General features: G+C 62.4%; 27 protein-coding genes. 9 read left to right on the plus strand and 18 right to left on the minus strand.

Annotated features, from left to right (window positions below):
- Both YU3_RS0102390 and YU3_RS35870 read right to left on the minus strand, forming a co-directional pair.
- Positions 1 to 1,743, minus strand: a complete 1,743-nt coding sequence (locus YU3_RS0102390) for a pilus assembly protein TadG-related protein (RefSeq protein ID WP_027164736.1) — start codon at positions 1,741 to 1,743, stop codon at positions 1 to 3.
- A 146-nt stretch (positions 1,744 to 1,889) separates the two neighbouring features.
- Positions 1,890 to 2,459, minus strand: coding sequence for a TadE/TadG family type IV pilus assembly protein (locus YU3_RS35870; protein ID WP_245273397.1), 570 nt, complete (start codon positions 2,457 to 2,459; stop codon positions 1,890 to 1,892).
- A 169-nt stretch (positions 2,460 to 2,628) separates the two neighbouring features.
- Between YU3_RS35870 and YU3_RS0102400 the strand changes: the two genes are divergently transcribed.
- From YU3_RS0102400 to YU3_RS0102415, 4 genes are all read left to right on the plus strand, one after another.
- Positions 2,629 to 4,221, plus strand: a complete 1,593-nt coding sequence (locus YU3_RS0102400; RefSeq protein WP_027164738.1) for a peptide ABC transporter substrate-binding protein — start codon at positions 2,629 to 2,631, stop codon at positions 4,219 to 4,221.
- Between the two features lie 177 nt (positions 4,222 to 4,398).
- The gene (locus YU3_RS0102405; RefSeq protein ID WP_027164739.1) at positions 4,399 to 5,322 is read left to right on the plus strand and encodes an ABC transporter permease subunit; all 924 of its coding nucleotides are present in this window, start codon (positions 4,399 to 4,401) and stop codon (positions 5,320 to 5,322) included.
- Entirely contained in the window at positions 5,315 to 6,439 is a 1,125-nt protein-coding gene (locus YU3_RS0102410; protein WP_027164740.1) for an ABC transporter permease subunit, read from the plus strand. The genes YU3_RS0102405 and YU3_RS0102410 overlap by 8 nt, the downstream gene beginning before the upstream one ends.
- Before the next feature lies 1 nt (position 6,440).
- On the plus strand, positions 6,441 to 8,060 hold the full coding sequence (locus tag YU3_RS0102415; RefSeq protein ID WP_027164741.1) for an ABC transporter ATP-binding protein: 1,620 nt from the start codon (positions 6,441 to 6,443) through the stop codon (positions 8,058 to 8,060).
- Positions 8,061 to 8,085: 25 nt separating this feature from the next.
- On the opposite strand, the gene YU3_RS0102420 is transcribed toward YU3_RS0102415, so the two are convergent.
- From YU3_RS0102420 to YU3_RS0102495, 16 genes are all read right to left on the minus strand, one after another.
- On the minus strand, positions 8,086 to 8,421 hold the full coding sequence (locus YU3_RS0102420) for a hypothetical protein (protein WP_027164742.1): 336 nt from the start codon (positions 8,419 to 8,421) through the stop codon (positions 8,086 to 8,088).
- Positions 8,422 to 8,694: 273 nt separating this feature from the next.
- Positions 8,695 to 9,150 carry a hypothetical protein gene (locus tag YU3_RS35875; RefSeq protein WP_051333819.1) on the minus strand — a complete coding sequence of 152 codons (456 nt, stop codon included), beginning with the start codon at positions 9,148 to 9,150 and terminating at the stop codon, positions 8,695 to 8,697.
- Positions 9,151 to 9,155: 5 nt separating this feature from the next.
- Complete coding sequence (locus YU3_RS0102430; protein ID WP_027164743.1) at positions 9,156 to 11,144, minus strand: conjugal transfer protein TraG; 1,989 nt, start codon at positions 11,142 to 11,144, stop codon at positions 9,156 to 9,158.
- Positions 11,145 to 11,167: 23 nt separating this feature from the next.
- Complete coding sequence (locus tag YU3_RS0102435) at positions 11,168 to 12,907, minus strand: VirD2 family relaxase/mobilization nuclease (RefSeq protein WP_027164744.1); 1,740 nt, start codon at positions 12,905 to 12,907, stop codon at positions 11,168 to 11,170.
- Between the two features lie 243 nt (positions 12,908 to 13,150).
- Positions 13,151 to 13,777: a lytic transglycosylase domain-containing protein gene (locus tag YU3_RS42070; protein ID WP_280794774.1), complete on the minus strand. Its 627-nt coding sequence runs from the start codon at positions 13,775 to 13,777 to the stop codon at positions 13,151 to 13,153.
- A gap of 150 nt (positions 13,778 to 13,927) precedes the next feature.
- On the minus strand, positions 13,928 to 14,263 hold the full coding sequence (locus YU3_RS0102445) for a DUF736 domain-containing protein (RefSeq protein ID WP_027164746.1): 336 nt from the start codon (positions 14,261 to 14,263) through the stop codon (positions 13,928 to 13,930).
- A 69-nt stretch (positions 14,264 to 14,332) separates the two neighbouring features.
- Complete coding sequence (locus YU3_RS0102450) at positions 14,333 to 14,878, minus strand: S26 family signal peptidase (protein ID WP_027164747.1); 546 nt, start codon at positions 14,876 to 14,878, stop codon at positions 14,333 to 14,335.
- The gene (locus tag YU3_RS0102455) at positions 14,875 to 15,393 is read right to left on the minus strand and encodes a DUF2840 domain-containing protein (RefSeq protein ID WP_027164748.1); all 519 of its coding nucleotides are present in this window, start codon (positions 15,391 to 15,393) and stop codon (positions 14,875 to 14,877) included. Before YU3_RS0102455 ends, YU3_RS0102450 begins: the two co-directional genes overlap by 4 nt.
- 99 nt (positions 15,394 to 15,492) lie before the next feature.
- Positions 15,493 to 15,774 carry a helix-turn-helix domain-containing protein gene (locus tag YU3_RS0102460; RefSeq protein ID WP_027164749.1) on the minus strand — a complete coding sequence of 94 codons (282 nt, stop codon included), beginning with the start codon at positions 15,772 to 15,774 and terminating at the stop codon, positions 15,493 to 15,495.
- Between the two features lie 128 nt (positions 15,775 to 15,902).
- Positions 15,903 to 16,445 carry a DUF2285 domain-containing protein gene (locus tag YU3_RS39020; RefSeq protein ID WP_084507892.1) on the minus strand — a complete coding sequence of 181 codons (543 nt, stop codon included), beginning with the start codon at positions 16,443 to 16,445 and terminating at the stop codon, positions 15,903 to 15,905.
- Positions 16,345 to 16,668, minus strand: a complete 324-nt coding sequence (locus YU3_RS39025; RefSeq protein ID WP_198021632.1) for a DUF6499 domain-containing protein — start codon at positions 16,666 to 16,668, stop codon at positions 16,345 to 16,347. The genes YU3_RS39020 and YU3_RS39025 overlap by 101 nt, the downstream gene beginning before the upstream one ends.
- A 121-nt stretch (positions 16,669 to 16,789) precedes the next feature.
- Entirely contained in the window at positions 16,790 to 17,050 is a 261-nt protein-coding gene (locus YU3_RS0102470) for a DUF2285 domain-containing protein (protein ID WP_027164751.1), read from the minus strand.
- A gap of 185 nt (positions 17,051 to 17,235) precedes the next feature.
- Positions 17,236 to 17,562, minus strand: a complete 327-nt coding sequence (locus YU3_RS0102475; protein WP_027164752.1) for a DUF736 domain-containing protein — start codon at positions 17,560 to 17,562, stop codon at positions 17,236 to 17,238.
- Between the two features lie 518 nt (positions 17,563 to 18,080).
- A complete protein-coding gene (locus YU3_RS0102485) occupies positions 18,081 to 19,016 on the minus strand; it encodes a DUF2493 domain-containing protein (protein ID WP_027164754.1) in 936 nt (311 codons plus the stop codon).
- A gap of 352 nt (positions 19,017 to 19,368) precedes the next feature.
- A complete protein-coding gene (locus YU3_RS0102490) occupies positions 19,369 to 20,433 on the minus strand; it encodes a toprim domain-containing protein (RefSeq protein ID WP_027164755.1) in 1,065 nt (354 codons plus the stop codon).
- The gene (locus YU3_RS0102495; protein WP_027164756.1) at positions 20,433 to 21,392 is read right to left on the minus strand and encodes a zincin-like metallopeptidase domain-containing protein; all 960 of its coding nucleotides are present in this window, start codon (positions 21,390 to 21,392) and stop codon (positions 20,433 to 20,435) included. Before YU3_RS0102495 ends, YU3_RS0102490 begins: the two co-directional genes overlap by 1 nt.
- A 695-nt stretch (positions 21,393 to 22,087) precedes the next feature.
- Here YU3_RS0102495 and YU3_RS35890 point away from each other — a divergent pair.
- The 5 genes from YU3_RS35890 (at position 22,088) to YU3_RS0102520 (ending at position 25,938) form a co-directional block, all read left to right on the plus strand.
- A complete protein-coding gene (locus tag YU3_RS35890; RefSeq protein WP_051333820.1) occupies positions 22,088 to 23,401 on the plus strand; it encodes a tyrosine-type recombinase/integrase in 1,314 nt (437 codons plus the stop codon).
- Positions 23,402 to 23,592: 191 nt separating this feature from the next.
- Positions 23,593 to 23,790 (plus strand): DUF680 domain-containing protein, encoded by a 198-nt coding sequence (locus tag YU3_RS0102505; RefSeq protein WP_027164757.1) that lies wholly within the window; start codon positions 23,593 to 23,595, stop codon positions 23,788 to 23,790.
- A gap of 554 nt (positions 23,791 to 24,344) precedes the next feature.
- A complete protein-coding gene (gene trbB, locus YU3_RS0102510) occupies positions 24,345 to 25,328 on the plus strand; it encodes a P-type conjugative transfer ATPase TrbB (protein ID WP_027164758.1) in 984 nt (327 codons plus the stop codon).
- Positions 25,325 to 25,657: a TrbC/VirB2 family protein gene (locus tag YU3_RS0102515; RefSeq protein WP_027164759.1), complete on the plus strand. Its 333-nt coding sequence runs from the start codon at positions 25,325 to 25,327 to the stop codon at positions 25,655 to 25,657. Before trbB ends, YU3_RS0102515 begins: the two co-directional genes overlap by 4 nt.
- Positions 25,657 to 25,938, plus strand: coding sequence for a VirB3 family type IV secretion system protein (locus YU3_RS0102520; RefSeq protein WP_027164760.1), 282 nt, complete (start codon positions 25,657 to 25,659; stop codon positions 25,936 to 25,938). Before YU3_RS0102515 ends, YU3_RS0102520 begins: the two co-directional genes overlap by 1 nt.
- Positions 25,939 to 25,948: the final 10 nt, after the last annotated feature.

The raw sequence follows: 25,948 nt of genomic DNA on the forward strand, positions 1-25,948 counted from the left end.
TTACTGAACTAGCACCGAGCGCCCGCAAGTCGCGCCGGTCACGCGCACGTCGGCTTCCCCGACGCGCACGCCGAGCGCTCCGAGCACATTGTAGACCAGGCTGTCGACCGGCGCGGTCACGCCGTTGAGCAGCGTCGTGACCGCCGGCTTCACCGTGCCGAGCAGGGCGGTCACATCGAGGCCGAGCCCCAGCGCATTGACCGAGAGCGACAGGTTGTTGACCAGCGACGTCGTCAGCGACTGCGTCAGGTTCTTGGTCGACACCGTCTTGATCGCCTTGTTGGCGATGTCGGTGGCGTTGTAGGTCAAGGTGGTCGGTGTCATGTTGGTGACCGCAAAATACGACGATCCGTTGATCTGCAGCAGGTTGAGCTTGATCAGCAGCAGCTTCAGGCTCACATCCGCGATCTCCGCATCGGAGAAGGATTGCGACTTGGTGAAGTCGGCGAAGCCGCTGGCGCTGCTCTTGGCCAGATGAGCCTCGACGACACCCGGCTGCGCGGCGATCGAAACCTTGACGCTGGAGGGGCCGGTCGGGCAGCTGATGTCGGTCAGCTTGGCCTCCGCATAGGCGACTTCGACATTCAGCGGCAGGTTGACGGCAAGCAGTTTGATGCCGCCACCGAGATTCGCATTGCCGAGCGTAACGCTGGCGTTGAGCTTGATGCGGGTCTGCGCCGTGCGCACCACGGTGCCCAGTTCTCCGACAGTCAGCCAGGCTGAATTTTGCATCGGCTCACCGATGGCAATAGCAAGCGTCGTCGATGTCAGCCCCGGTATCGTGGCGCCGAGATTGACCGCGACCTCATTGCTGCCATTGGCCAAAGTGGCCGCCGCGGTGAGCATGCTGAGCGCGCTGGCTGTCACATTAAGCCCGGCCGGCTTTTGCCCGATGCCGAGATCGCCGACGGAGCCGAGGTCGATAAAGGTGCTGAGCGGAATCTTGACGGTGTTGGTGGCGCTGGAAGCCATCGTCTGCAAGGCGATCTTGGCCGTGCGGTCCAGCCCGGGCACATTGGCCATGGCAGTGGCGATCTGGCCGATCGTTGCCTTGGAGGTAAGCACGTCGGTGTAGGAAACGCCGGTCAGATGCAGTTGCGTCGCCAGCGCATCGGTGAAGGAGAGTACATCGACATCGGCTGAGATCAGCGAATTGTAATCCATCACGCTGAGCGAGATGTTGCCGCCGAGAAGGCCGCCGAGAAGCACATTGAGAATGCCGCCATTGAGGCTGGCGAGCCGCGAGCCGACCGAAAAAGCCGCTTGCGGCTGCGCGCTGGCGATAGCGGTCGTGCCGAGAGTGGGCGGTGACATGATCGAGCCGGCGAAATAGAGCGTGCCTTGCTTCTTCAGCGACACCTGCACGGCGTTGTAGGGCAGCTTGCCCGCCTCGAACCGGCTGCCGGCAGCAACGGTGCTGACGCCCGTGTAGCGCCCTGGCACGATCTGGACGACCGCCTTGCTGGCGGTTGGCGCCACGGTTGTGCCCTGCTGCTGCACGGCGACCGAGGTGATGCCGTTGTCGCTGAGCGTGGTCAGCACCGCCTGCTGGGCGTTGGTGATGTTCGAGGCCGCGCTGATGGCGGCAAGGTCGACGATCGACTGCGCGGCGCGGCGCTCGTTGTAAAGCGAGCCCTCGTCGATCGCGAAGGCGCTCAGCGCCAGCGCCACCGGCGTGCACAGCGCCGTCATGATGGCGAAGTTCGCGCTTCGGTCGGCAAGCAGCCGTCGCGTCGCCGCCATGAAAGCAATTCCAGGAAAAGTGCGAAGCGGTTGGGTTCGGCGACTTCGCCGTAGCCTTCCGTCCGGAATTGCGTCAAAGCAATCAGATAGAGCGGTTTGTCGTTTCCGGGAAACGATGAACCGCTCTAGTCCCCCCTTGCTGGGCATCATATGCCTCCGACGCGGATCGTCGATTGACTGTGGATCGTCGTGGCCGGCAGCGGCAGCGTCCGGAACAGGTTCCAGATGGGCAGGTTGCGCGCATCGTAGGTGACCGAGACAACGAACTGGCTGCCGTCGGCGGCACTGTCCTGGGCGTTGACGGTCAGCTTGTCGGGATCGACGAAGGGATAACCCGAGACGTCGTGAGCAATGAAATCGGTAACCAGCGCCTGCCGCTCTGTCTGGTTGAGGCCGGCAATCGCCGTGCGCGCCGCATCGGCGGCGATCTGCTGGACCGAATGGCTGGCGCCGAAATAGATCCCGTATGCAACCATGCCGAGCAGAAGCAGGATGAAGATCGGCGCCAGCATGGCGAATTCGATCGCCGACGTGCCCGTGGCGTCAGCCCGGAAACGACACCACGAAACGTGGAATTTTCGGTTTTTCAGCATGATACGGACAATGCCAAAACCTGCCTGCAAAAACAGAGAACACATCGAACAACCGGCAGATGTGCCAAGTTGAAAACAAGCTATAAGCTTTAGGTTTCGCTGTTTTAGCGTGGTGACGCTCACTTTGCGTCAAGCAGGCAATGGTTGAAATAAGATTTCGCTCTGTCTAGTCTCCCGCCACCAGCTGCCGGGAGGGACCGGCGGCGCGCTCAAAAGGAGCCCGTTGAGCAGCTCCGGGGCGTTTAACACTCAAAGGCGTGGTTGAGGGGCCGCGCCGAAAGGGAGAGACTTCATGCTGAAGAACATGCTGAAGGCGACCGTGTTCGCCACAACCATGGCTTTGTCGACCGGGGCCTTCTACACGCACGCCTATGCCGAGACCGTCTACAATCGCGGGTCCGCTGCCGAGGCGGAGACGGTCGATCCGCACAAGACGTCGACGGTCTACGAAGCCGATATTATACGCGACCTGTTCCAGGGTCTCGTCATGCATGACCAGAAGACGAACCTCATTCCGGGCGCCGCCGAAAGCTGGACCGTGTCCGACGACGGCACCGTCTACACCTTCAAGCTGCGCAAGGACGGCCTCTGGTCGGATGGCAGCCCGGTGACGGCGGACGACTTCGTCTATTCGTTCCATCGGCTGGAGGATCCGGCCACCGCCGCGGAATACGCCTCCATGCTCTATCCGGTGAAGGGCGCCGAGGACTTCAACACCAAGAAAGGCAAGGCCGAGGATATGGGCGTGAAGGCGATCGACGCCAACACGCTTGAAGTCACGCTCAAGGCGCCGACGCCCTACTTCCTGGAGATGCTGACCCACCAGGCGACCTATCCCGTCAACAAGGCTTCCATAGACAAGCTCGGCGCCGACTGGATCAAGCCGGGCAAGCTGGTCTCCAACGGCGCCTATACGTTGGCGGAGTGGGTTCCCAACGACCATATGAAATTGGTCAAGAACCCGAAGTTCTGGGACGCCGCGAGCGTCAAGCTCGACGTGGTCAACTACATCCCGACTGAGGATCGCTCGTCTGCGATGAAGCGCTTCGAGGCCGGCGAGCTCGACAGCTATGGTGACCTGCCAACCGAACAGCTCGCCGATCTCAAAACCAAGTTCGGCGACCAGGTCCGCGTCGGTCCATATCTCGGCACCTACTACTATGCGATCAAGACCGACAAGGCGCCGTGGGACAATGTCGAGCTGCGCAACGCCATCTCGATGGCGATCGACCGCGACTTCCTCGCCGAAAAGGTCTGGCAGAACTCCATGCTGCCCGGCTATTCGATGGTGCCTCCGGGCATCGAGGGCTACACGCCGGCGCTGGCCAAATACGCCGACATGCCGCAGATCGACCGCGAGGACGAGGCCAAGAAGATCCTGGAAAAGCTGGGTTACACACCCGAGCATCCGCTGAAGATGGAGATCCGCTACAACACCTCGGAAAACCATAAGAACACGGCGGTTGCCATCCAGGAACAGCTGAAGCCGCTCGGCGTCGAGGTGACGCTGCTCAACACCGACACCAAGACCCACTACGGCTTCCTCGAGCAGAAGGGCAATTACGACGTCGCCCGCGCCGCCTGGATCGCCGACTACAAGGACCCCGAGACCTTCCTCGGCATCTCGCGCAAAGCGAGCGGCAACAACTACTCGAGCTACAACAGCCCGGCCTATGAAGCCGCGATGGACAAGGCAGCCGCCGCCGGCGGCAAGCCCGAGGAGCGCATGAAGGACCTCGCCGCCGCCGAGCGCATCCTTGTCGACGACGTCGGCGAGATCCCGCTGCTCTACTACAGCTACCACGACATCGTTTCTTCGAAGCTGCATGGCTTCGACGACAATGTGATGGACATTCATCCGTCCCGCTTCGTCTCCAAGGACTGACAAGAAACCTTGGCCGTGCCGCCGCTCTCTTTTTGGGAGCGGCGGTCGCGGTCTGTCGTCGTGCCGGGCCGAAAGTCGGGTTGGATTTTTGGCGGTGCCGGTGCGAAGATCAGAGATGTCAGCGCGCCACGGATCTTCGACTGGAGAGCCTGTCGCCCTGGCTGAAGCGGGGCGCCGATGCTGCGTTATGTCTTCCGGCGGCTGTTGACCGCCATTCCGACGCTGTTCGTCATCGTGACGGTAGCGTTCTTCCTGATCCGCGTCGCCCCAGGCGGCCCGTTCAACCAGGAGCGGGGCTTGAGCCCCGAGATCAGAGCCAATCTCGAAGCCCAGTTCGGCCTCAACGATCCGCTCTGGCTGCAATATGTCCACTATCTCGGCAATCTTTTGCGCGGCAGTTTCGGCCCGAGCTACAACCTGCCGGATTTCACCGTCACCGAGCTCTTCGCCAAGGGCCTGCCGATCTCCATCCAGATCGGCACCTCGGCGCTGCTGCTGGCGCTGCTGCTGGGTTCCATCCTGGGCACCATTGCCGCGCTCAACCAGAACAAAATAGGCGACTATTCGGTGATCGCCCTGGCCACCGCCGGCAGCACCATCCCGACCTTCGTCATCGCGCCGGTGATCCAGCTCGTCTTCGGGCTGTCCTGGAAGCTGTTGCCGATCGGCGGCTGGGGCGACGGCGCCTTCATCAACAAGGTCGGTCCGGTGCTGACGCTGGCCTTGCCGCAGATCGCCATCGTCGCCCGCCTGATGCGCGGCTCGATGATCGAGAGCCTGCGCTCGCACCATATCCGCACCGCCCGCGCGCTCGGCCTGTCCGACTGGTCGGTGGTGGTCAAGCATGCGCTGCGCGGCGCCGTGCTGCCGATCGTCTCCTTCACCGGCCCGGCGGCGGCCGCTCTGTTGACCGGATCGATCATCGTCGAGACGATCTTCTCCATCCCCGGCGTTGGCCGCTACTTCGTCGATGCCGCGCTCAACCGCGATTACACGCTGGTCATGGGAACCGTGGTGGTGATCGCGCTCTTCACCATCGTCTTCAACCTGATCGTCGACCTCCTCTATGCGGTCGTCGACCCGAGGGTGCGCTATGACTGACCTCGCCGTCGCCGTACCCGAGCCGATCGTCGGCCGCTCGCTGTGGGGCAATGCCTGGGCGCGGCTCAGGCGCAACCGCGCCGCGATGCTCAGCCTCTATTACCTGGCCTTCATCGCCGTCATTAGCATTTGCGGTCCGTGGGTCGTACCGCATGAATACACCACCATCTATGGCGACTATGTGCGCATGCCGCCGAGCCTTTCGGCCTATCCAAAACCTGACATGATCCAGGGTGCGCTCACCGACGCCATCAAGCGCATGCGCGTCGACATCAAGGAGTGGCACCAGGATGGCAGCCGCGTGATCGTGACCGTCACGTCCAAGAAGCCGGTCGACGACCGCAACATCCGCTATCTCGACCGCTCCGACGCTTTCGACGACACCAGGATCGAAAGCAAGTCGCCCGACGGCCTCGAAATGACGATGAGTTCCGCTATCAAGCAGCAATATTTCATCTTCGGCACCGACAACACCGGCCGCGACCTGCTCTCGCGCACGCTGATGGCCGGGCGCATATCCCTGGCTATCGGCCTGCTTGCCGGCGTCGTCGCCGGCGTCATCGGCGTCATCTACGGCGCGACCGCGGGCTTCTCCGGCGGCAGGGTCGACGAGGTGATGATGCGCATCGTCGACGTGCTCTATTCGCTGCCCTTCATCTTCTTCGTCATCATGCTGGTGGTGTTCTTCGGCCGCAACTTCGTGCTGATGTTCCTGGCGGTGGGTGCTGTGCTGTGGCTCGACATGGCGCGCATCGTGCGCGGCCAGGCGCTGTCGATCCGCAGGCAGGAATATGTCCAGGCGGCGGAAGCCATGGGCGTCGGCCAGCGCGGCATCCTGTTGCGCCATGTCATCCCGAACCTGCTTGGCCCTGTTGTCATCTACATGACGCTGCTGGTGCCGCAGGTCATCATCCTGGAGAGCTTCCTCTCCTTTCTCGGTCTCGGCGTGCAGGAGCCGATGACCAGCTGGGGCGTGCTGATCTCGGTCGGCGCCAAGAACATCGGCTACGCCAACTGGCTGCTTCTGTTCCCGGCCTTCTTCCTCGTCTCGACGCTGTTTGCGCTGAACTTCGTCGGCGACGGCCTGCGCGACGCGCTCGACCCCAAGGACCGCTGAGATGACCGCTCCCGAAACGATCCTCAGCGTCAAGGACCTGCGCGTCCGCTTCCAGACCCTCGACGGCACCGTCGAGGCGGTCAAGGGCGTCAACATCAAGGTCAGTGCCGGCGAGACGGTCGCCGTCGTCGGCGAATCCGGTTCCGGCAAGAGCCAGACGATGATGGCGGCGATGAGCCTGCTCTCATCCAATGGCGAGGCCACCGGCCAGGTAGACTATCGCGGCCGCAATCTTTTGGAGATGACCAAGAGCGAGCTCAACAAGGTCCGGGGGCGAAAGATCAGCATGATCTTCCAGGAGCCGATGACCTCGCTCGACCCGCTCTACACCATCGGCAACCAGCTCATCGAGCCAATTCGCCGGCACCGCGGCCTGAATGGACAGGCGGCGCGCGAGGAGGCCCTGAAGCTTTTGCGGCTGGTGCATATCCCGGACCCCGAGCGGCGGATGAAATCCTATCCGCACGAAATGTCCGGGGGCCAGCGCCAGCGCGTCATGATCGCCATGGCCTTGGCCAACGATCCCGACATCCTGATCGCCGACGAGCCGACGACGGCGCTCGACGTCACCATCCAGGCGCAGATACTGATGCTGCTTGCCGAACTGCAGCGCAAGGTCGGCATGGCCATCGTCTTCATCACCCACGACCTCGGCATCGTGCGCCGCTTCGCCGATCGCGTCTATGTCATGCGCCAGGGCGAGGTGGTGGAGGAGGGCAACGCCGAGGCGCTTTTTGCCAATCCGCAGCATGCCTACACCAAGATGTTGCTTGCGGCCGAGCCGACCGGCACCAAGGCGGCGCCGCCCGCCAATTCTCCCGTGCTGCTCGAAGGCCGCAATGTCGAAGTCGTCTTCAGGATCGGCGGCGGCTTCCTTGGCGGCGAGCCGCTGATGCTGCGCGCGGTGGACAGGATCTCGATCCGGTTGAAGCGCAACCAGACGATCGGCATCGTCGGCGAGTCCGGTTCAGGCAAGTCGACGCTCGGCCGCGCGCTGCTCAGGCTCTTGCCGAGCGACGGCGTCATCCGCTTCGGCGATCGCGACATATCGGAAGCCGACCGCCAGGCGATGCGGCCGCTCAGGCGCGAATTGCAACTCGTCTTCCAGGATCCCTTCGGTTCGCTGTCGCCGCGCATGACCGTCGGCCAGGTGATCACCGAAGGCCTTTTGGTGCACGAGCCCTCGCTCACCGGCAAGCAGCGCGACCAGCGCGCCGTCGAGGCGCTGCGCGAGGTCGGCCTCGATCCCAACGCGCGCAACCGCTACCCGCATGAATTTTCCGGCGGCCAGCGACAGCGCATCGCCATTGCCCGCGCCATGATCCTGAAGCCGAAAGTGGTGGTGCTGGACGAGCCGACCTCGGCGCTCGACCGCTCCGTGCAGAAGCAGATCGTCGAGCTGCTGCGCAAGCTGCAGGCCGATCACGAACTGTCCTATCTCTTCATCAGCCACGACCTCGCGGTGGTGCGCGCGATGGCCGACTACATCATCGTCATGAAGCAGGGAAAGATCGTCGAGGAAGGTCCGACGCAGGAAATCTTCGACAATCCGCGCGAAGCCTACACGCAGACGCTGATGAACGCCGCGATCGATACGACAAAGTTCCGCATGAGCGCTTGAAGCCGGGCAAGCCTGATCGGTTCGGCTACTGCGAGGCCGGGCACCTCTGCCTCCGCGTAGCGACGATCACCTGCTGCTGTTGCTGCAGCCTGTCGATCCGGGCGGTTTCGCGATTGGCCACCACGCTCTTCACGCGCTCGCCGCCGAGCAGCCAGCTCGGCACGCTGGTGTTGGCGACCTTGCCGCGGCTGATGGCAGTCCGTGAAATATCGGTGGCGGTGTCGCCGAGCGCCCTGTTGAGCTCGGCGCAATTCATCTTGTCGTATTTCGCCGGATCGAGAGATGCGGCGGTCGATGAGCAACCTGCGGCGAAGAGCAGCGCCGCGATTACAGGCAAAATGGCTGTCAATGTGAACTTCATTCTCTCACCTGGTCTCGCCGTCCCCGATCGTTTCAGCTAGGTCGCCATTAGGCCAAGATAAGGGCTCCCCGTCGAGCACAATGATCGGCAACAGCTTCAAGCTTATTGTTCAGTACTCGACGTTGACGAAAGGCGGGAGCGACAAGCGCCCAAGTGCTTGTTTTTTCTGGTCGCAGTGATCCATATCGGACGTCAGGTTCTTGATGGCGGCCGGTGGCTATCCTGGATCGTCATTCTGAAGCAACGCCGCGGGCGCCTGGCGCGCGCCAGAACCTACATTCCGGCCGGGGACGGCATTCCCTTGTCGCCAACTGGATCGATATCCTCCGATATCTCCTGCCGCAGTTTCGGTCCCTTGGCCAAACGCCTGCCCAAGGCAGAGACGAAAGCCTCATAGCGTTCGGCCGCCTTGGCTCGAGCCGCCTGGGCCGCAGGTTCCGGCAAGGCGGGAGTGGTCGCCAGCCAAAAGCGGACAAACACTGCAAGTGTCTCGACCGCGATGCCTGTGTCGCGCTCCTGCCGGCCCAGCCGCCGATCGACCTGGTCGAGGCGTTTGACGATCGCCGCCTCGAGACGCTCATCCGCGTCCGGCGACAAGAACGACGCGATCGCCGCCTCCGCGATCATGGACTGGGATTGTCCGCGCCGCGTCGCGCAATCCTGAAGCATCTTCATGACTGCCGGATCGAGATAGACAGAGATCTGCACTTTTTTCTTTCGATTGGTCATGGCACCTACAATCCCATGCCGTCATCGGGGTCGAGCGAGACCTGCCGCGCTGTGCCCTTCATGAGGCGCGCCAGGCGCCGGTTTCTGACAGCTTCGCCATCGTCAGTATCGTCGGCCGCCTCGATACCGAACTCGTTCTCGATAGGGCCCGCTTTCTCGATCGGGCTCACGCGGTTCAGTTCGGGTTGTTGGCGCTGCTCGGACTCGGTCGGATCTTCATCTCGCTCCTGGAGCGTGCCGGGAGCTTCGTCGACCTCGGGCTGTTTCAGGATCGGCAGGCTACTCCAATCGTTAGGACGAGCTTTTTCGGATCGCGCCAGCTCGGGCGGCGACAGGACGCGTTCGCGCAAGCGGATATCCTCGTAATAGCGTGCCTTATTCGCCCTGATCGGTGATGTGCCTGACACCATGACGATCTCGTCGGTCGGCGGAAGCTGCATGATCTCGCCAGGTGTCATCAACTGGCGGGCGGTCTCTTGCCGCGACACCATCAAATGTCCGAGCCAGGGTGAAAGCCGGTGGCCGGCATAGTTCTTCATCGCCCGCATCTCGGTTGCAGTGCCGAGCGCGTCAGACACACGTTTGGCGGTCCTTTCATCATTCGTTGCGAAGCTCACGCGCACATGACAATTGTCGAGGATGGAGTTGTTCGGGCCGTAGGCCTTCTCGATCTGGTTAAGCGACTGCGCGATTAGGAAGCTCTTCAGCCCATAGCCAGCCATGAAAGCCAATGCAGTTTCGAAGAAGTCGAGGCGGCCGAGCGCAGGAAACTCGTCGAGCATGACCAGAAGCCGATGCCGATTGCTCGTCGCATGAAGCTCCTCGGTCAGGCGACGCCCAATCTGGTTGAGGACAAGGCGAATGAGCGGCTTGGTCCGATTGATGTCCGAAGGCGGCACCACCAGGTAGAGTGTCGCTGGTTTGATGGCGCCGACCATGTCGCTGATCCGCCAATCGCAGCGGCTCGTCACCTCGGCAACGACGGGGTCGCGATAGAGACCGAGGAAGGACATCGCCGTGGAGAGCACGCCCGAGCGCTCATTGTCAGATTTGTTGAGCAGTTCGCGCGCCGCACTGGCGATGACCGGGTGCGGGCCTGCTTCTCCCAAATGGGCGGTCTTCATCATTGCCGCCAGCGTGGACTCGATCGGACGCTTCGGATCCGAAAGGAAGGCGGCCACGCCGGCGAGCGTCTTGTCCTTCTCGGCGTAGAGGACGTGAAGGATCGCGCCTACCAGCAATGCGTGACTGGTCTTTTCCCAATGGTTTCGTTTTTCCAGGCTGCCTTCCGGATCGACCAGAATGTCGGCGATGTTCTGGACGTCGCGCACCTCCCATTCACCACGACGCACCTCCAACAAAGGATTGTAGGCCGACGATCTCGAATTGGTGGGATCGAACAGCAGGACACGACCGTGCAGAGCACGGAATCCGGCGGTGATTTGCCAATTCTCGCCTTTGATGTCGTGGACTATCGCTGAGCCCGGCCAGGTTAACAGCGAAGGCACCACCAGGCCGACGCCCTTGCCCGAACGGGTTGGGGCGAAGCACAGCACATGCTCGGGCCCATCATGGCGAAGGTAATGACGCTGATAGCGCCCTAGCACCACACCGTCGGCGCCGAGCAGCCCGGCAGCCTTTACCTCTCTCCTGTTGGCCCATCGCGCCGAACCGTAAGTCACCACGTTCTTGGCTTCACGTGCGCGCCACACAGACATGGCGATTGCAACAATGACAGACAAGAAGCCGCCCGACACGGCGATCAGTCCGCCTTCCATGAAAACGGCAGGGGCATAGGCGTCGTAGAAGTACCACCACCAGAACAGGGCGGGTGGATGGTAGACAGGCAGGCCGGCGACTTCGAACCAGCTCGGTCCGAGTTGCGCCTGGAACCCAAGCCGCCATGCGGTCCATTGCGTCGCCGTCCAGGTCGTCAACAGGACGATCAGGAAGACGGCGAGGATCTGACCCCACAGGATCTTCGTTGCGGACATGGCCTCATCCTTTCTTTTAGCTGTCAGAGACCGAGCCCGCGCTTGCGGGCAAAGCTCCAGTCGATGCCGCCGTCACCACGAGCAACCCCGCAGACATGCTGGCCGCGATGTTTTTCGAGGGAGGGCGTCCAGGGTACAAGTTGGAAGCCAAATCCGTCGTCGATCATGGCGAAACGGCCGGAGGCGAGAGACAGGCGTTGACCATAGGCACCGGCGACATAGTCGCCGCTGGCGGCACGGTTGAAGGGCCGTCCTCTATCGGCCGCGAGCTTGTCGCCAATCACCTCCAGTTCGCGACGGCGCAGCGTATCGAGCAGGTTCGCGCTGAAGATGATCCGGTTGCCTTGCCTCTCAGCGAGCCCTTGGTTGACCAGATGTTCGGCCCGGCGGTCCAAGGCATCGCCGACCTCGGCGCCGAAGCCCCCCTTCGCCAGTGCGGCAGGCCGGCCAGCAATAGCCTGGCGGTCGAGCCAGGTCGCGCCCGGTGCGGTAACCTGTTCATCCACGCTAAGATCGCAGCACACCGCAAGCGTGACGCGACGCTGGCCGCGCCCATCATCGAACTTGCGCAGCTCGACAATCGATCCCGTCGGGCCGTCGCCGGCGGCATCTAGAGTACAAAATCTGATGTGATGGATACGTCCGTCAATGCCGTCGACAACCGCGTAGGCCGCACCGCTCAGTTCATCATCGGGTCCGCGATCGACCAGCCGGCCGACGATGGGAGTATCGAGACTTTCGGCGGCCAACACATAACTGGCCGAACCCCGTTCGATCCCTCGCATGGTCAGTGCGCGATGCATGCGCTTTATGATGTCGCCACGCTCGCCCAACTCGCGCAGCCTCGCTTCGGCCTGGTCGTCGAGGACCCATTGGCCCGGGCCGATCTGGTCGGCGAGACCAAGCGCTTCGAGCTTGCGCAGACGGCCGATCTTGAGCGCATGATATTCGTCGGGCTGATAATGAGGGCGTCGGGCCAAATCGATGACCCCGCTGTCGCGGCTGTTGCGAAGTAACTGGCGATCGAGCCCGGTCCAGCGTTCGGACCGGATCTGGCTTTCGAGTGAGCGACGGATGTCGAGATCGGTTCGCGGCCCCAGTTCCTGAGTGATCAGGTCGCGAGCCCGGTCCCGCATGCCTTCCTTGATGTAATCGCGCGCAATGACCAGGTCCTGGCCGTCGTCGCGCACGCCGCGCACGATCAGATGAACGTGCGGATGCTCGGTGTTCCAGTGATCGACCGCGACCCAGTCGAGCCCAGTGCCGAGGTCCTTCTCCATCTGCCCCACCAGATCGCGGCTGAAGGATTTGAGGTCCGCCATCTCGAGGGCGTCGTCGGGAGAGACGATGAAACGGAAATGGTGCCGATCATCCTTGGCGCGCGCGGCGAAGGCCGCGCCGTTGGCATCCTCCGTCTGCGGCCCGAACAACCGTGCCTTGTCTCCGTCCCGGGTCACGCCCTCCCGGCGCAGATAATTGAGATGTGTGGCCAGTGAGGCAGCGCTCGCGCTACGACGTACAACGCGAGCCTTTACGACTGCGCCGCGCGATCGCGAGGTGATGAGGCGGTTCGCCTGGATGCTGGCGCGCTGTCCGTGACCAAACCTGGAGCGGTTGCCGTAAACGACTTTTCCCGAGCGAGAGACGCCACCGCCAGCTTTTTTCGCCGCCGCCAGCGCTTGGGCGATGAAGGGCCGTGCAGCTTGAGCGCGGGTCGAGCGGATGCGACCTGGCCGAATGCGGAACGCACGCTCATCGGTCATGGCGCTGTCCCGCAATGTGGAAAGGACGACGCTCATACAAGGCTTCCGGCGATCGACGCACATTGCCCATAGGGGCTGCAATGTGCGCCGTGGGCCCAAAAACCTGGCAAATCCTACCGTCCGACCGGCGCGCAATGTGCGCCCTTTTATCCTGCCATCGCTCGATCGGACTGCGTTGATCTGCCCCGACCGTACGCCATGGCACGCGGGAGCACGATGTGAGGCGAAGAGCATCATCGCAGCTCATGGCACGGACTTCTTGCTCGCTTTGGGAACGAACAGACCGGTCGATCGAGCTGCGGCGTCGGCCAATCCTTGCCTGGACGCAGCGTTTGAAGCGTCATCGTGGGATCGATCCGGTTGTGTCGGACGCTCGCCCGGGATGCCGCTCGGCTGCGCGGCGAACAGCGGAGCGCTCTTCCAGCCATAACGTTCGGAGAATGCCTGGTTGTTCGCTTTCGTTGCACCAGCGTTGCCGATGGCGGACGTTACGATCGCGACATAGGCAAGCGTTTCCCGAGGCAGCCGCCTGCCTTGCAGCGACGCCTCGTAGCGCCCAGGGCCAGCATTGTAGGCGGCAATCCAGCCGGGCGATCCGTAGCGATCAGCCAACTCGCGGATATAGGCCGAGCCCGCGATGATATTGTCGTGCGGGTCGTAAGGATCGGCGCCGAGTCGGTACCGAACTCGCAGGTCGGACCAGGTGTTTGGCACGATCTGCATCAGCCCCATGGCGCCCTTGCGCGATGTGGCGCGCTGGTCGCCTGCGCTTTCGGCGCCAAGGACGGCGCGGATCCAGGTCGGCGGAAGGCGAAAGCGCTTCGCGGCTTCCGCGATGTGAGCGTCATAACGATTGCGCGCCGGCGGCATGATGGCAGGCGGGCTCTGCGCCAATGCGGCAGCGGGAACCAAGCAAGTGATGCAAAGCCCGCCAAGTAGAATGAGTGCCGAGCGCCATATCGCACGAGGCAACGTGTGCGATATGGCTTGGCTCGCCGGCCGACGGCGCGCTGACATCGCCTAGTCCTTCTCGGCGCGGTCACGCTGGCGCGACCAATGCAAAGACCAGGACTTCTTGTCGTCGCCGTTCTGAAACAGATAAGCGCGGATCGGCTGCGCGAAAGTCGGGTCGTCTATCTGCAGTGATACGAACTCGCCGGCCTTCTCGCTGGAGTGTTTCCAACCGGCCCCGATCGTGCTGCCGTCTTCGCTGTCGGCATGCACCCGATAGTCGGGCCCATTGTCCGCATCGCTCGCCTCGGCCGCGACGATCGCGACCTCAAGGTTGAGAATGAGCGTCTGAATTCTTCCAGAATAACCGGTCTGATGGCTGATGAATTCTCCGATTTGTGGCATGTGCTTTCTCCCGTCTTTGATGTGCGTGCTGACAATGGGCGGCACGAAAGGGCGCCGCCCGTGACGCGCTCACCGCGCTGAAGCGCGCCATTGGAAGCGGCCGTCGCCCTGCTCGTCGGTCCACAACGGGACCGCGCGGCCGATGATGTGATCGGTGGAGATGAGGCCGAAGTAGCGGCCATCGAAGCTGTCGCGAACCTGGCGGTTCATGAGGAAAACGGCGCCGACTGGAATGCGTCGGCAGCCCTGCCAGGTAGGCAGGCCGCGGCCGATGCGATCTTGCTCAAGCGCAACGCCTACGGCACCGCCATCGATCGAAATCGTGAGCTTGTTCCGGCAAACGGTTTGACCGGGGATTGCAAGGATATGCTTCAAAAGCAGCACGTCCATCGGCAGGTAGCCGCGGTCAGCCAGGAACGTTGCAAGCGTTTCAGGCGGCTCGACGGCGACCAGGTCACCGGCTCCGAACGGCCCCCTGGCATCGATCCGATAGAGGCCAATCGGTGCGCTGGCCGACGCGTTCCAGACAAACTTCGGCGGCACTGGCTCGAGGACTGGGCACAGCGCTGCCATGGTCGCCAATGCCGTCACCAGGACAATCGGTGACCGCATCATGGCTGGATCCGCTGACGCAGGAGGTAGGCTCGGTGAAGATCCAGCGTGTAATTGCGAGGTGCCTGCCCAACCGTCATTCGGTTGTGGACGTGCCGCCAGTGATCGGGCGAGACTTTTGCCGGATCGATGCCGAGTTGCTCGATGCCGTCGATCGTCTGCAGTACGCGCTCGACCCTGGGCCAGTCTTGAGCCGTGAGCAAAATGGCACCGCCGGGCCGCACGAACGGCAGCGTCTGATGCGCTTCGCCCTCGGCGACCGCGCGCACGATATCGACGCGCGAGATGATCGTGCCGAAGTCGTTTGCTGCCCATCGGACGAAGGTGAAGATGTCACCGGGACGAAACGAAACGATGCGTCGGCGCCGATCGATCACCTTCTCCCGAGCGATCGAACCGAAGCGGATCCGGTACTCGATCTTTTTCTCGACCCAGGTCAGTTGGACATGAGTTAAGCCTTCGCCGGCAACAGGGCCTGGCGCCGATCGGCCTGAAGGGAAGTCAACGACAGTGCCCATTGGCTGTCTCCTGACCTTGCGGAAAGCATGTGCGGTGCATGGTTGGTGGTGGTTGCGCCAGCATGAGCATGAGCGGCGCCTTTGCATGGCTCTCGTAACTCAGCGCACGTAGCGCCCGGTCGGTGTGAAAGCAGCCGGCGGATGGCGCTTGGCGGGAAGCACGGAACCACGAGGGTCAGAAGTCGAATTCACTGCGCCGCGCTGAGCCCAGGCCTGGAGATCGTCAACGGCATAGACGACGCGGCCGCCAAGCTTGCGGTAGGCAGGACCCGTGCCATAAGTGCGGTGTTTTTCGAGCGTGCGCGACGACAGGCTGAGGAACTCGGCAGCTTCCTTGGTGCGCAGAAAGCGGGGCGGCAAAACGGCTAGATCAGGTCGCATTTGTCGGGCCTCCGTGGGGCTTCGGTGAACCGCTGGCGCTCAGCGGCGGACGGCGATCACGGTGGCGGAAAAGAGGCTTCGTGAGGGATGGGGAAGATTGGGGGGTCGAATATTCCCACCCCAGGGCGCTAGGCCCGCTTGCGATGGCGCAAGAGTTGCAGATAGCCACCGGAAATCATGGCACCGCCGCCCTTGACGAGACCGATCACGGTGTCGCGAAGGGGCGAGGTTTTCCACGGATCGGAGGCAACACGCCCTGTCCCATAGAAGACGGTCGCGATTTCACGGTAGCTGGCGCCGCTTTTGCGGCCATCGGCGGCCTGCATCATCAGGCGCAGGCGGCGCCGCTGCTGATCGGTCATTCGTGTATCCGGCGGCACGGGCCGCCCATGACAGGAGCGCCAGAAACGGACGAGGGCCTCGACCCGTCCAAGCGCCTGGGAATCGAGCGGGATCAGGGCCGCGAGGGATCGGCTCGCCGCGCTCCCGGGAAGCAAGAGCAGTTGTGTCGCAATCCCACTATCGCGGATGGCATGAAATCCCTGTGGGCTCTTGTGCTGTTTGCCAACCTCAACGGACGATGTGGAAGATTCGCCTGACAGGAAATCTGGCGATGCCATGAGGGTCATCACCGCTGGGTTGGCCAGCGGTGACCACAAAACGTCTTGCATCAATGCCGACAAGTCGGGTCGGGCCGCGAAATCGCAACCCCCAGCGTTTCTGCGCTTCGGTTGGGAAGGGATCTCTTTCAAATCCCTCACGCACAAGGGCCAGATAGTGCCGTTGATAGGAGTCTGAGCGGCGCAGACACTCCCAAGCCAGGCCTTCGACTGGCAGGTCGTCGAAGAAGTCGTAGCTGCTGTTGTCTCGCCAATGCGACGTGTCGGGCTTCATCGTGCAGCTCCTCGCTAAAACTGCAAGTTGCGCACGAATCGATTCCCGACTCTGGCGACCGGCGGAAGGCCCCTAAGGTGCATGGCGTGGTGCTCAAAAAGCATCACCCTGGAAATATTCGCTAGGCGTCATCTTGGCGCAGAAGGTGGCGGTAACCAGTGCGCGTCATCCAGCGCGCCCGCGCCAAGTGGGTATCGTGGACATGTCGAGCGCGCTGCGGCTCCTTTGCCGGGTCGATCCCGAACAGAACTTTGACCACCTCACGCCAATCAGCACCGTCGGCATCGGCGTCGAACAAGCGCATGTAGAGCTTAATGTGGTTGCGGTCATAGTCTGTGAGTTCGTCCCCCGTGGGAGCGATGTGGTCGAACGGCCCGATCATGATTTGCACTTCCCCAACATGCGAAACCTAAAACACGATCCTTGCAGATGTCATCTTAGCGGTGGAGGAGATCAATGAGCATTACGCGATGTTGTGCTGGCATCGCTCCGGCTGCCCGCGCTGCCTTTGCAGCTGGTGACTTGAGGCTCCGCCCGGTTGGCCGGGCGGAGCCTCTTGTTTGCCTCCTATTCTTTGTTACGGCGGCTCGGGCGGGACCAGATCAGGCTGTAGCCCTCACCGTCTTCGTCGTCGAAGAGGTTTGCGAAGATCGGGGCGGTGAAGCTCGGATCGTCGAGCTTGAGGCCCAGATAGTTGCGGCCTTCGTTGGACTGCTTGGCCCAGGCGGCGCCGATTTCCACTCGGCCGACGAAGACCCGGTGGCTGGGGGCATTCTCACCGTTGGCTCGGTTTTCGGGGACGATGCGGACGCCGCGGGCCTGGGCGCTGAGCGTGACGATTTCGCCAGTGAACTCGTTGTTGCCGGACTTCTTAAAGGTGCCGATGGTAGCCATTGTGGTTCTCCTTGATCCTGTCTGTCTCGAGCCCGCACCATTGCGGTCTCGATGGTGATCGACAGGCCGAAGGCGATCGCCGGCGCACCCTTGGGCCGAAGCGTCAGCGGAGGATGGCGTGGGACCGACTTTGTTGCTTGGCGAGGAATGACGGCGCAGCCGTCAGGGGAAGAAAGTCGGTCCCACGCCATTGCGTCAAAGGCGATCGAGGCGAAGCCGTCCTTCGGCCAGATACATCCATCGATGAGACCGCTTAGGTGCGCTCGGGTGGCGGCCGTGATCAGATGGGCCGAGCGGCTACCCATTGCAACCTCCGCTAGCCGGCAAGCGGGTTCTCAGCCGATCGTCTCGCTACAGGATTATTGCAAACCGCTTCACCTGCGGGTGCAGGTATTCGAAGCGTCTACGGGCATGCCCGCCGATACGAGTGCTCGGCCGGACTAGATCAGGCTGCAGTCTCGCCCTCCACATCATTGCCGAGGTTGCTCGGTCGGTCCGGCTCCTGAAGAAGGCGGCGCTCACGCGCCGCTCGACTCAAATCGATAAACGGGGATACCGAGCCTGCGGGCCTTGTCTGCGAGATTGTCCTGGATGCCGGTGCCTGGGTAGACGATGACGCCAATCGGCATTGCGTCGAGCATTGCGTCATTGCGTTTGAATGGTGCGGCCTTGGCGTGCTTCGTCCAGTCGGGTTTGAAGGCGATCTGAGGCACCTTGCGGTTGTCGGCCCATTTTGCGGCGATCAACTCAGCGCCCTTCGGCGAGCCACCATGCAACAGCACCATGTCGGGATGCTTGGCGCGGGCCTGGTCGAGCTTTGCCCAGATCAGAGCGTGGTCGTTGAAGTCGAGGCCGCCGGTGAAGGCCACCTTCGGGCCGGGTGGCAGGAAGACCTGATTGTCAGCGTGCTTCTTGGCGGCAAGGAAATCGCGGCTGTCGATCATAGCGGCAGTCAGGTTGCGGCGGTTGATCATGGAGCCGGTACGCGGACGCCAGATCGAGTGGGTGTGACGTTCAAAGTGTTCGGCGGCCTGATCGCGCATCAGTTCGAAGGCGTTGCGGCGTTCGATGAACGTCTGCCCCTGGGCGGTAAGGAGCTCCAACTCCACGGATTTGACCTCGGAGCCGTCCTGTTCGCGCTGCAGGCGCCGCTGAGCGAGTTCGTTGTCATCGAGTTCGCGTTCGATCCGATCGGTTGCGCGATGGAAGAGGTTTACCGTGCCCCAAAGTAGTTCCTCGAGGTCGGGCTCGAGGCGCGTGTCGGACAGCGCCACTACCAGGGCGTCGAAAATGTCGCAGATGCTGGCTGCGATTACGTGACCCTCAGGAAGCGGTCGCGGATCTGGTTCGTCTTCGAACGGACGGTAGCCGTAGAGCTGGAGTTCCTGGAGGACGTGATCAGTTGGGGACGACGCGTGTTGCGGTTCGAAGTCGGTGTCGTGCTGGTTGCTCATGGCGGCTTGCTTCGGCGGGTCGGCCGCGCCCATCGCGGCCTTCATGGCGACGAAGGCGGCGGACGGTCCGGACTTGCACCCGCAGCATCAGCGCAGGGCCGGAACGCCAGTGGAGGATGGCGAAGCCCGGCTATTTTGTTTGGCGATGGAAAGGCCCGAAGACGGGGTCCCATGCGGCCCGCCGCATGGGGTGGAAAGGGCCGCCGGAAAATAGCCGGGCGAAGCCATTGCCGGTCCGGACCGGCTGTCGCCCGATCGCCCTCTGGAAGGCCGTGGGCCGGTCCTTTCCAGACGAAGGAAAGCACCATGAGGGCAAGGACAGCGGCATGCCGCTTGCCGCTCTGTCCTCTCGTCAGACCGCGAGCATCATGAAGCGGGCGACGTCGCGCGGTGCGATCTGAACCCGCAAGTTTGCCCTGAGGGCATCGGGACCGAGCAGACGAAGATCCTCGTTGAAGTCGCCGAGTTGCGGCGTCAGCACGATCGCCTCTATGCCGGCCGAGCTGGCGCGTTGCATGAGGGCCGCGGTTGCCCTTTTCCCCGCCCGATCGTTGTCGCGGGCGATGTAAAGACGCCGCAGCGTCTCAGGAAAAAGAATGGCAGACAGATGTCCCGCGGACAGGGCTGCGATTACCGGCATTGCGGGCAGCACCGAGCGCTGCGACAGCATGGTCTCGATGCCTTCGCCGGCGACCATCACGTCGCAGGCGACGCCGAAGCGTACTCCGTGCCCCAAAAGTTCGCCCATGGCTCGCCTCGGCGTGTCGATTGGAGCTCGGCCGAGACAGATCTCACTGAAACCGCTCGGATCGAGCCAGGTGCGATGCGCGCCGGTGAGTCTGCCGTCGAGGTCAGTAACGGCCGCGATCATTGCAGGCCAGGTTTCGGTCTGCCCGTCCTCATCGCGCCGATAGTAGCAGCGCGGATGAAAGCGAAGGCTGCCGGTTTCGTGGAAGGCCGTTATACCGCGTCCACGCAAATACGTCTCGACAAGTGTTCCGGAGATTGGCCGCGACATGGCAACCAGCCGTCTCGCCGCATCGGCAAAGCCTGCTCCAGCGCGAGATGCTGGCGTTTTGCATCCGGCTGGGTGAGGCGGTAGCTGATGAGGCATGGACAAAAAGCTGCGCGCTTCATCGGCAACGTCCCTGAAGTCGACCAAGCCAAGTGATTCACGGATCACGTCGAGCAGGTCACCGTGCTCGCCAGTGGCGGCGTCGGTCCACTTGCCTGCCGCGCCCTTGCCGAAATCCGGTCCCCCGAGGCGCACAAACATGGAGCGCCCCGAGGCATTGCGAGCATCGCCAACCACCCAATAGCGACCCACGCGACGACCATTGGGAAGATAGCGTCGGCACACCGCCTCGGCCTGTCGGCCGAGACAGGATGCCAGTTCGGAGGCATCGTGCCGCGACATCAGGCTGCCCTCCTGTTCTGATCGACATCCACCTCGATGGGCAGCGCGACTTCTTCCGGCAGATGACTGAGGAGCCAGTCGGTCGCCTTGCCGGCCAGGCTGGCGGCGCGCACGACAGCGCGATTGTCCTGCCGCAGCACCTCCAGCCATGATCCGATGTAGTCGGCATGCCGCACGGTCGGAACGATGCCCAAAGCAGCGCACGAGAAGGCGGCGCTGATCTCCGCCACCAGTTCCTCGAACGCATACTTTCTGGTTCCGAAGGAGCCGGAGAGGTCGCGCGCAAGACGTGAGGGATGGCCCGTAGCATGGCCAAGTTCATGCAGCGCCGTGCGATGCCAGTTGATAGGCTCGAAGAAGGCTTGAGGCGGCGGTACTTGAATGCGGTCCTGGGTTGGCAGGTAATAGGCTCGATCGCCGCCGATGCGGAATTCAATGCCTGTGGCCTTGATCAGGGCCTCCACACGTGGCTCGATCAGGGCCGGGTCCGGTAGCTGGGAGACTGCCATGTTTTCCGGCAAATCTTCACATTGCTCGGCATTGAACACGGTGAACTTCTTGAGGAACGAGACCGGCCGGGCATCTTCGCCAGTATCTCTGGCGCGTTTCTTCTCATCGTGAGGAACAAAGCGATCAGCATACACGACGGTTGTGCCGTGCTCGCCCTTGCGAACGTTTCCGCCAAGCGCGAGGGCCTGGCGGAAAGTCAGCCAGTTTTGGGCCGTATAGCCCTGCTCGACGACAGCGCCCCACAGGATAAGCACATTGATGCCGCTATATGCTCTGCCGGTGCTGGCGTTCCGGGGCAGCGATAGCGGCGCCTTGGCCGCCGCACTCCCCCAGGGCTGAACCCAAGGAAACCGACCCGCCTCCAACTGCGAGATGATCTTGTCGGTTATCTCGTCATAGAGGTTCGCCCGGCCGGCAGCGACTGCGGGTCGGTGATGGTGATTGGACATCGTGATTTCTCCGCGACAGGCGCTGGAGGACTCTCCCCAGCTTTCGACCCGTCGTGGAAAAGCCAATCCACACTCTGACTCTATCGCGGTGACGTCGCCGCAATATCGCGGCCTTGGCCGGCACCGCACGAGCAGCTCATTGGCGATACCTTCGTGAACCGTCTTGTTGGGCGTTCAGGGCGTCGTCGAAGTTGCCAAGTTCTCCCTGACCTATATGCCGCCGTTTCTTACGCAAGAGCGTCCTAACCACCGCATAAGGGGTCTAGTGCCGTTCACATACGGTTCTTGGATGCGTACTTTTCAAACGCATAACCACCTGGTGGTGAGAATGAACTCGGGACAGCGCCAGCTATGCCCTAGCTGTTTGATACCGATGGATCCTGCGCTTGCTGGCGAAAGATCTGGGTCACATCGGGCAATTGTCTGGCCATTGCCCGATCATCAGGCTCAAGCACTAGCCGATGACGCTGAGATTGTTCTACGGCGTCAAACGAGAGGCATGCAATGAGCATCCCAGAGCAGTTGGACGACAATGTGCCGCTCCGCCTCAACGTTGCTGCCGAGATAGCGTTCCCGGACGGTTCTATTGGCGCGGCAGGGTTGCGAAAGGAACGAGATGCTGGCCGCCTGCAGACAGAGCTGATCGCAGGCAAGGAATACGTGACTTTGGCAGCGATCGCTAAGATGAGAGAGCTATGTCGCGGACGTCGAAAGGGGCGCGCCTGGTCTGGCGCGCTGAAAGCAGAAAGCAGAACGGAGCCTTGCGCAACGGAGCTGGCTGGTACATCCGCGACGGTGCAACCTTCATCAGCGCTTGCGGTGGCACTGGCGACCGCGAACGCGCTGAGAAACGGCTCGCCCAACACATCATCGAAAAATACCGGCCACCGGCCCGCGAGCGCGGACGCGATCCGGCCACCGTCCCGGTAGCCGACGCCGTTGGCGTTTATCTTACCGAGGTAGCGCCCTTACACGCCAAACCAAAGCAAACCGCCGAACGGCTGATCGTTGTGCTGAAGTGGTTCGGCAACACGAAAATCGGCGACATCAATGGCAAGGTCTGTCGCGACTACGCGAAGGTGCACGGCAATGGCGCCGCTGCCAGACGTCAATTGGAGGATCTGCGCGCAGCACTGAACCACTATCACCGAGAAGGCTATGTAACCTCGACCCCTACGATCGTGCCGCCAGCGAAGCCTCTACCGCGCGACCGCTGGCTGACCCGCGATGAGGCCGCAGCATTGCTTCGCGCCGCGTGGCGCATGCGCCAGTCATGGAAGGGCAAGCCAAGCGACCGTCGCACGGGACGCCACGTCGCGCGCTTTATCCTCGTTGCTCTATACACCGGCACCCGGTCGGCCGCGATCTGCGGAGCAGCCATCGGGCCAACAGAGGGCGCCGGGCATGTCGACCTCGAACGCGGCATTTTCTACCGCCGCGCCACCCGCCGCCGCCAGACGAACAAACGCCAACCGCCGGTCAGGTTGCCTGACCGGCTGCTTGCACATGTGCGTCGCTGGGCGGCAACACCGTTGGAGATCAAGACCAAGGGCCGCGGGAAGAGCGCAAGCATCGGCCGCATGATCGCGCACGACTACGTCGTAGAGTGGAACGGCAAACCGGTGCAATCGATCAAGAAGGCCTTCCGCTCAGTGGTCGAGGCGGCCGGGCTCGGCTGGCATGACGACGTGGCAGCACCTGACGGTAGCATTCGGCGCGTATTCCGCACTGACATCACGCCGCACGTCTTCCGCCACACAGCTGCGACCTGGCTGATGCAACAGGGTTCCGATCCCTGGGCAGCCGCCGGCTTCCTCGGGATGACCGTCGAGATGCTGATTGAGACCTATGGACACCATCACCCCGATTTTCAGACCGAAGCCATCCGGGCGATCGTCTCCAAGTCTCGCTCGCCAAACCTGCACAAAAAGACAGTCAGGATGCTTGCGGCACAGAAAGAGAACATTTCCGAATACCCCACAGTTACCCCACAGAATCGCTGGAAATAAACGTGAACAAAGGCCGTCTGGCGTCACGAGAAATGGCGGAAATCCGGACTTTTTCTGGCCAACCCGCTCGTTCGGGACGAGGGGGTCGCAGGTTCAAATCGTCATCCTTGCGGCGGCGAGCTTACCGAAAGTGATTTTGCGGTCGGTGCATGAGGGGTTACTCTGCGTCATCGACGAATAAGGAGGATCGGATGAAAACCTTCCTTGCGACGGTCGCAGCATTGGGCCTGTCGATGTCGGGCGCAGCCGCAGAGTGCGCGTATCACCAATCAATGGCATCAGCAGCACAGGTCGACACGACCAAAACGGCCAGCGTTGAAAAATCCGACGTGGCGAAGACAACTGACGCGCAGCAGATCAAGAAACCAGCGCCGCCCAAGACGGAATAGCGGCTTGCCTGAAACAGTGGAGCGGCGAAGTTCAGAGCTCTCCGCAATATCTAGCCTGTGAGGTTGCCGCTAGAATTTCTGCCAGCGCTGGTCGGGTATGACTGATGAAGGAGCCGTAGTGCCAGAACGCGACAGCCGAGACAGCGGCGGCTTTTGATTGCCAAGCGTCTCTTGCGTGAGGTCGGCCTTGCCGGCGGGCGCGACGCAGGATGGCGCCGAGTTGCTTCTCGTTGCGTGCGATCTGGCCGGTCACGATAAGCCTCCGGAGGGCCGTACACGCATTCGCGTATTTCTTGTCAATATACGCTATCAAGTATGGTGCGGCTTATACGTAGATACGTATGATATGCCCAATATACGCGATCGCGTATTGAATCTGCCATTGCGTCCCAACCTCACGGAAAGGCTGTGCGCGCGAGCGCCGTCCATCTCCTGTATTTACACGCCACGCTACGACGCCTCGATAAACCTGTTGCAGCAGCTAAGAATACCGTTCTCTTAATCATCCCCGACCGGGGACCGCCTGCATTGTTCCCGACCGAAACGGGGACAAAATGGCAGCTTTGCACAACGACACCGAACGACGCGCGCGCAGTTCGCGCATGCTGCGCACCGCGCTCGGTCAAGCCATCAGCCGGTTCCTCGACGATCCGGCAATCGTCGAAGTGATGTTGAACCCCGACGGCCGAATCTGGGTGGATCGGCTTTCGGAGGGTCTGGCTGACACGGGCCAGATGCTGCCGGCCGCCGATGGCGAGCGCATTGTGCGTCTGGTCGCTCACCATGTTGGCGCCGAGGTGCATGGCCGTTCTCCGCGCGTCTCGGCTGAGTTGCCGGAAACCGGCGAACGCTTCGAGGGGCTGCTTCCGCCCGTCGTTTCAGCGCCCGCCTTCGCGATCCGCAAGCCGGCAGTCGCTGTGTTCACGCTCGAGGACTATGTCGCGGCGGGCATAATGACCGCCGGCCAGAAGGCCACGTTGCGCGCCGCAGTAGTGGGCCGCGCGAACATCCTTGTGGCGGGCGGCACGTCCACCGGCAAGACGACGCTGACCAATGCCCTGCTCGCCGAAGTGGCGAAGGGGTCGGATCGCGTCGTCATCATCGAGGACACGCGCGAACTGCAATGCTCCGCGCCCAACATGGTCGCCATGCGCACCAAGGATGGCGTCGCATCGCTCGCCGATCTGGTCCGCTCCTCGCTCCGCCTTCGTCCCGACCGCATCCCCATCGGCGAAGTGCGAGGCTCGGAGGCGCTTGACCTTCTGAAGGCTTGGGGCACCGGGCATCCCGGCGGCATCGGCACCATCCACGCCGGCTCCGGCATCGGCGCCCTGCGGCGTCTCGAGCAACTCATCCAGGAAGCCGTCGTCACCGTTCCGCGCGCCTTGATAGCCGAAACCATAGACATGGTCGCCGTTCTATCCGGACGCGGTTCTGCGCGCCGGCTCACCGAGCTCACCCGGGTCGAAGGACTTGGTCCCGACGGCGACTATCGCACTTCCCAAGCCAGCCAGAACAATGAAGGAGACAATTCATGATCCGCGCTCTCTCGCGAGGCTACCGGCGTATCGCCGCTTCAGGCACGACGCTCTTCATCAGTCTCATTGCCGCCTCGGCCGCCAATGCCGCCGGATCGTCAATGCCGTGGGAGCAGCCGCTGGAGAAGATCCTTCAGTCGATCGAAGGTCCGGTCTCCAAGATCATTGCCGTGATCATCATCATCGTGACCGGACTGACGCTCGCCTTCGGCGATACTTCCGGAGGTTTTCGGCGACTGATCCAGATCGTCTTCGGCCTCTCGATCGCCTTCGCGGCGTCCAGCTTTTTTCTGTCGTTCTTCTCATTTGGCGGCGGAGCGCTGATCTGATGGCGACCGCTTTCGAACAGATCGACGCGGTGCCGGGATATGTGGTCTCCGTTCACAGAGCTCTGACCGAGCACATCCTGCTCGCCGGCGCGCCGCGTTCGATAGCGATCATGAACGGCACCCTCGCAGGCGCGGTCGGCCTCGGCCTGCGGCTGTGGCTGGTCGGTCTCCTTCTCTGGGCGCTCGGACACTTCACGGCGGTGTGGGCCGCAAAGCGCGATCCGCTCTTCGTTGAAGTCGTCCGGAGACATCTGCGCCTTCCCGCCCACCTGTCGGTTTGAGGGCGCGGCC

This window comes from Mesorhizobium sp. WSM3224, from assembly GCF_000427725.1.
GTDB lineage: Bacteria > Pseudomonadota > Alphaproteobacteria > Rhizobiales > Rhizobiaceae > Mesorhizobium.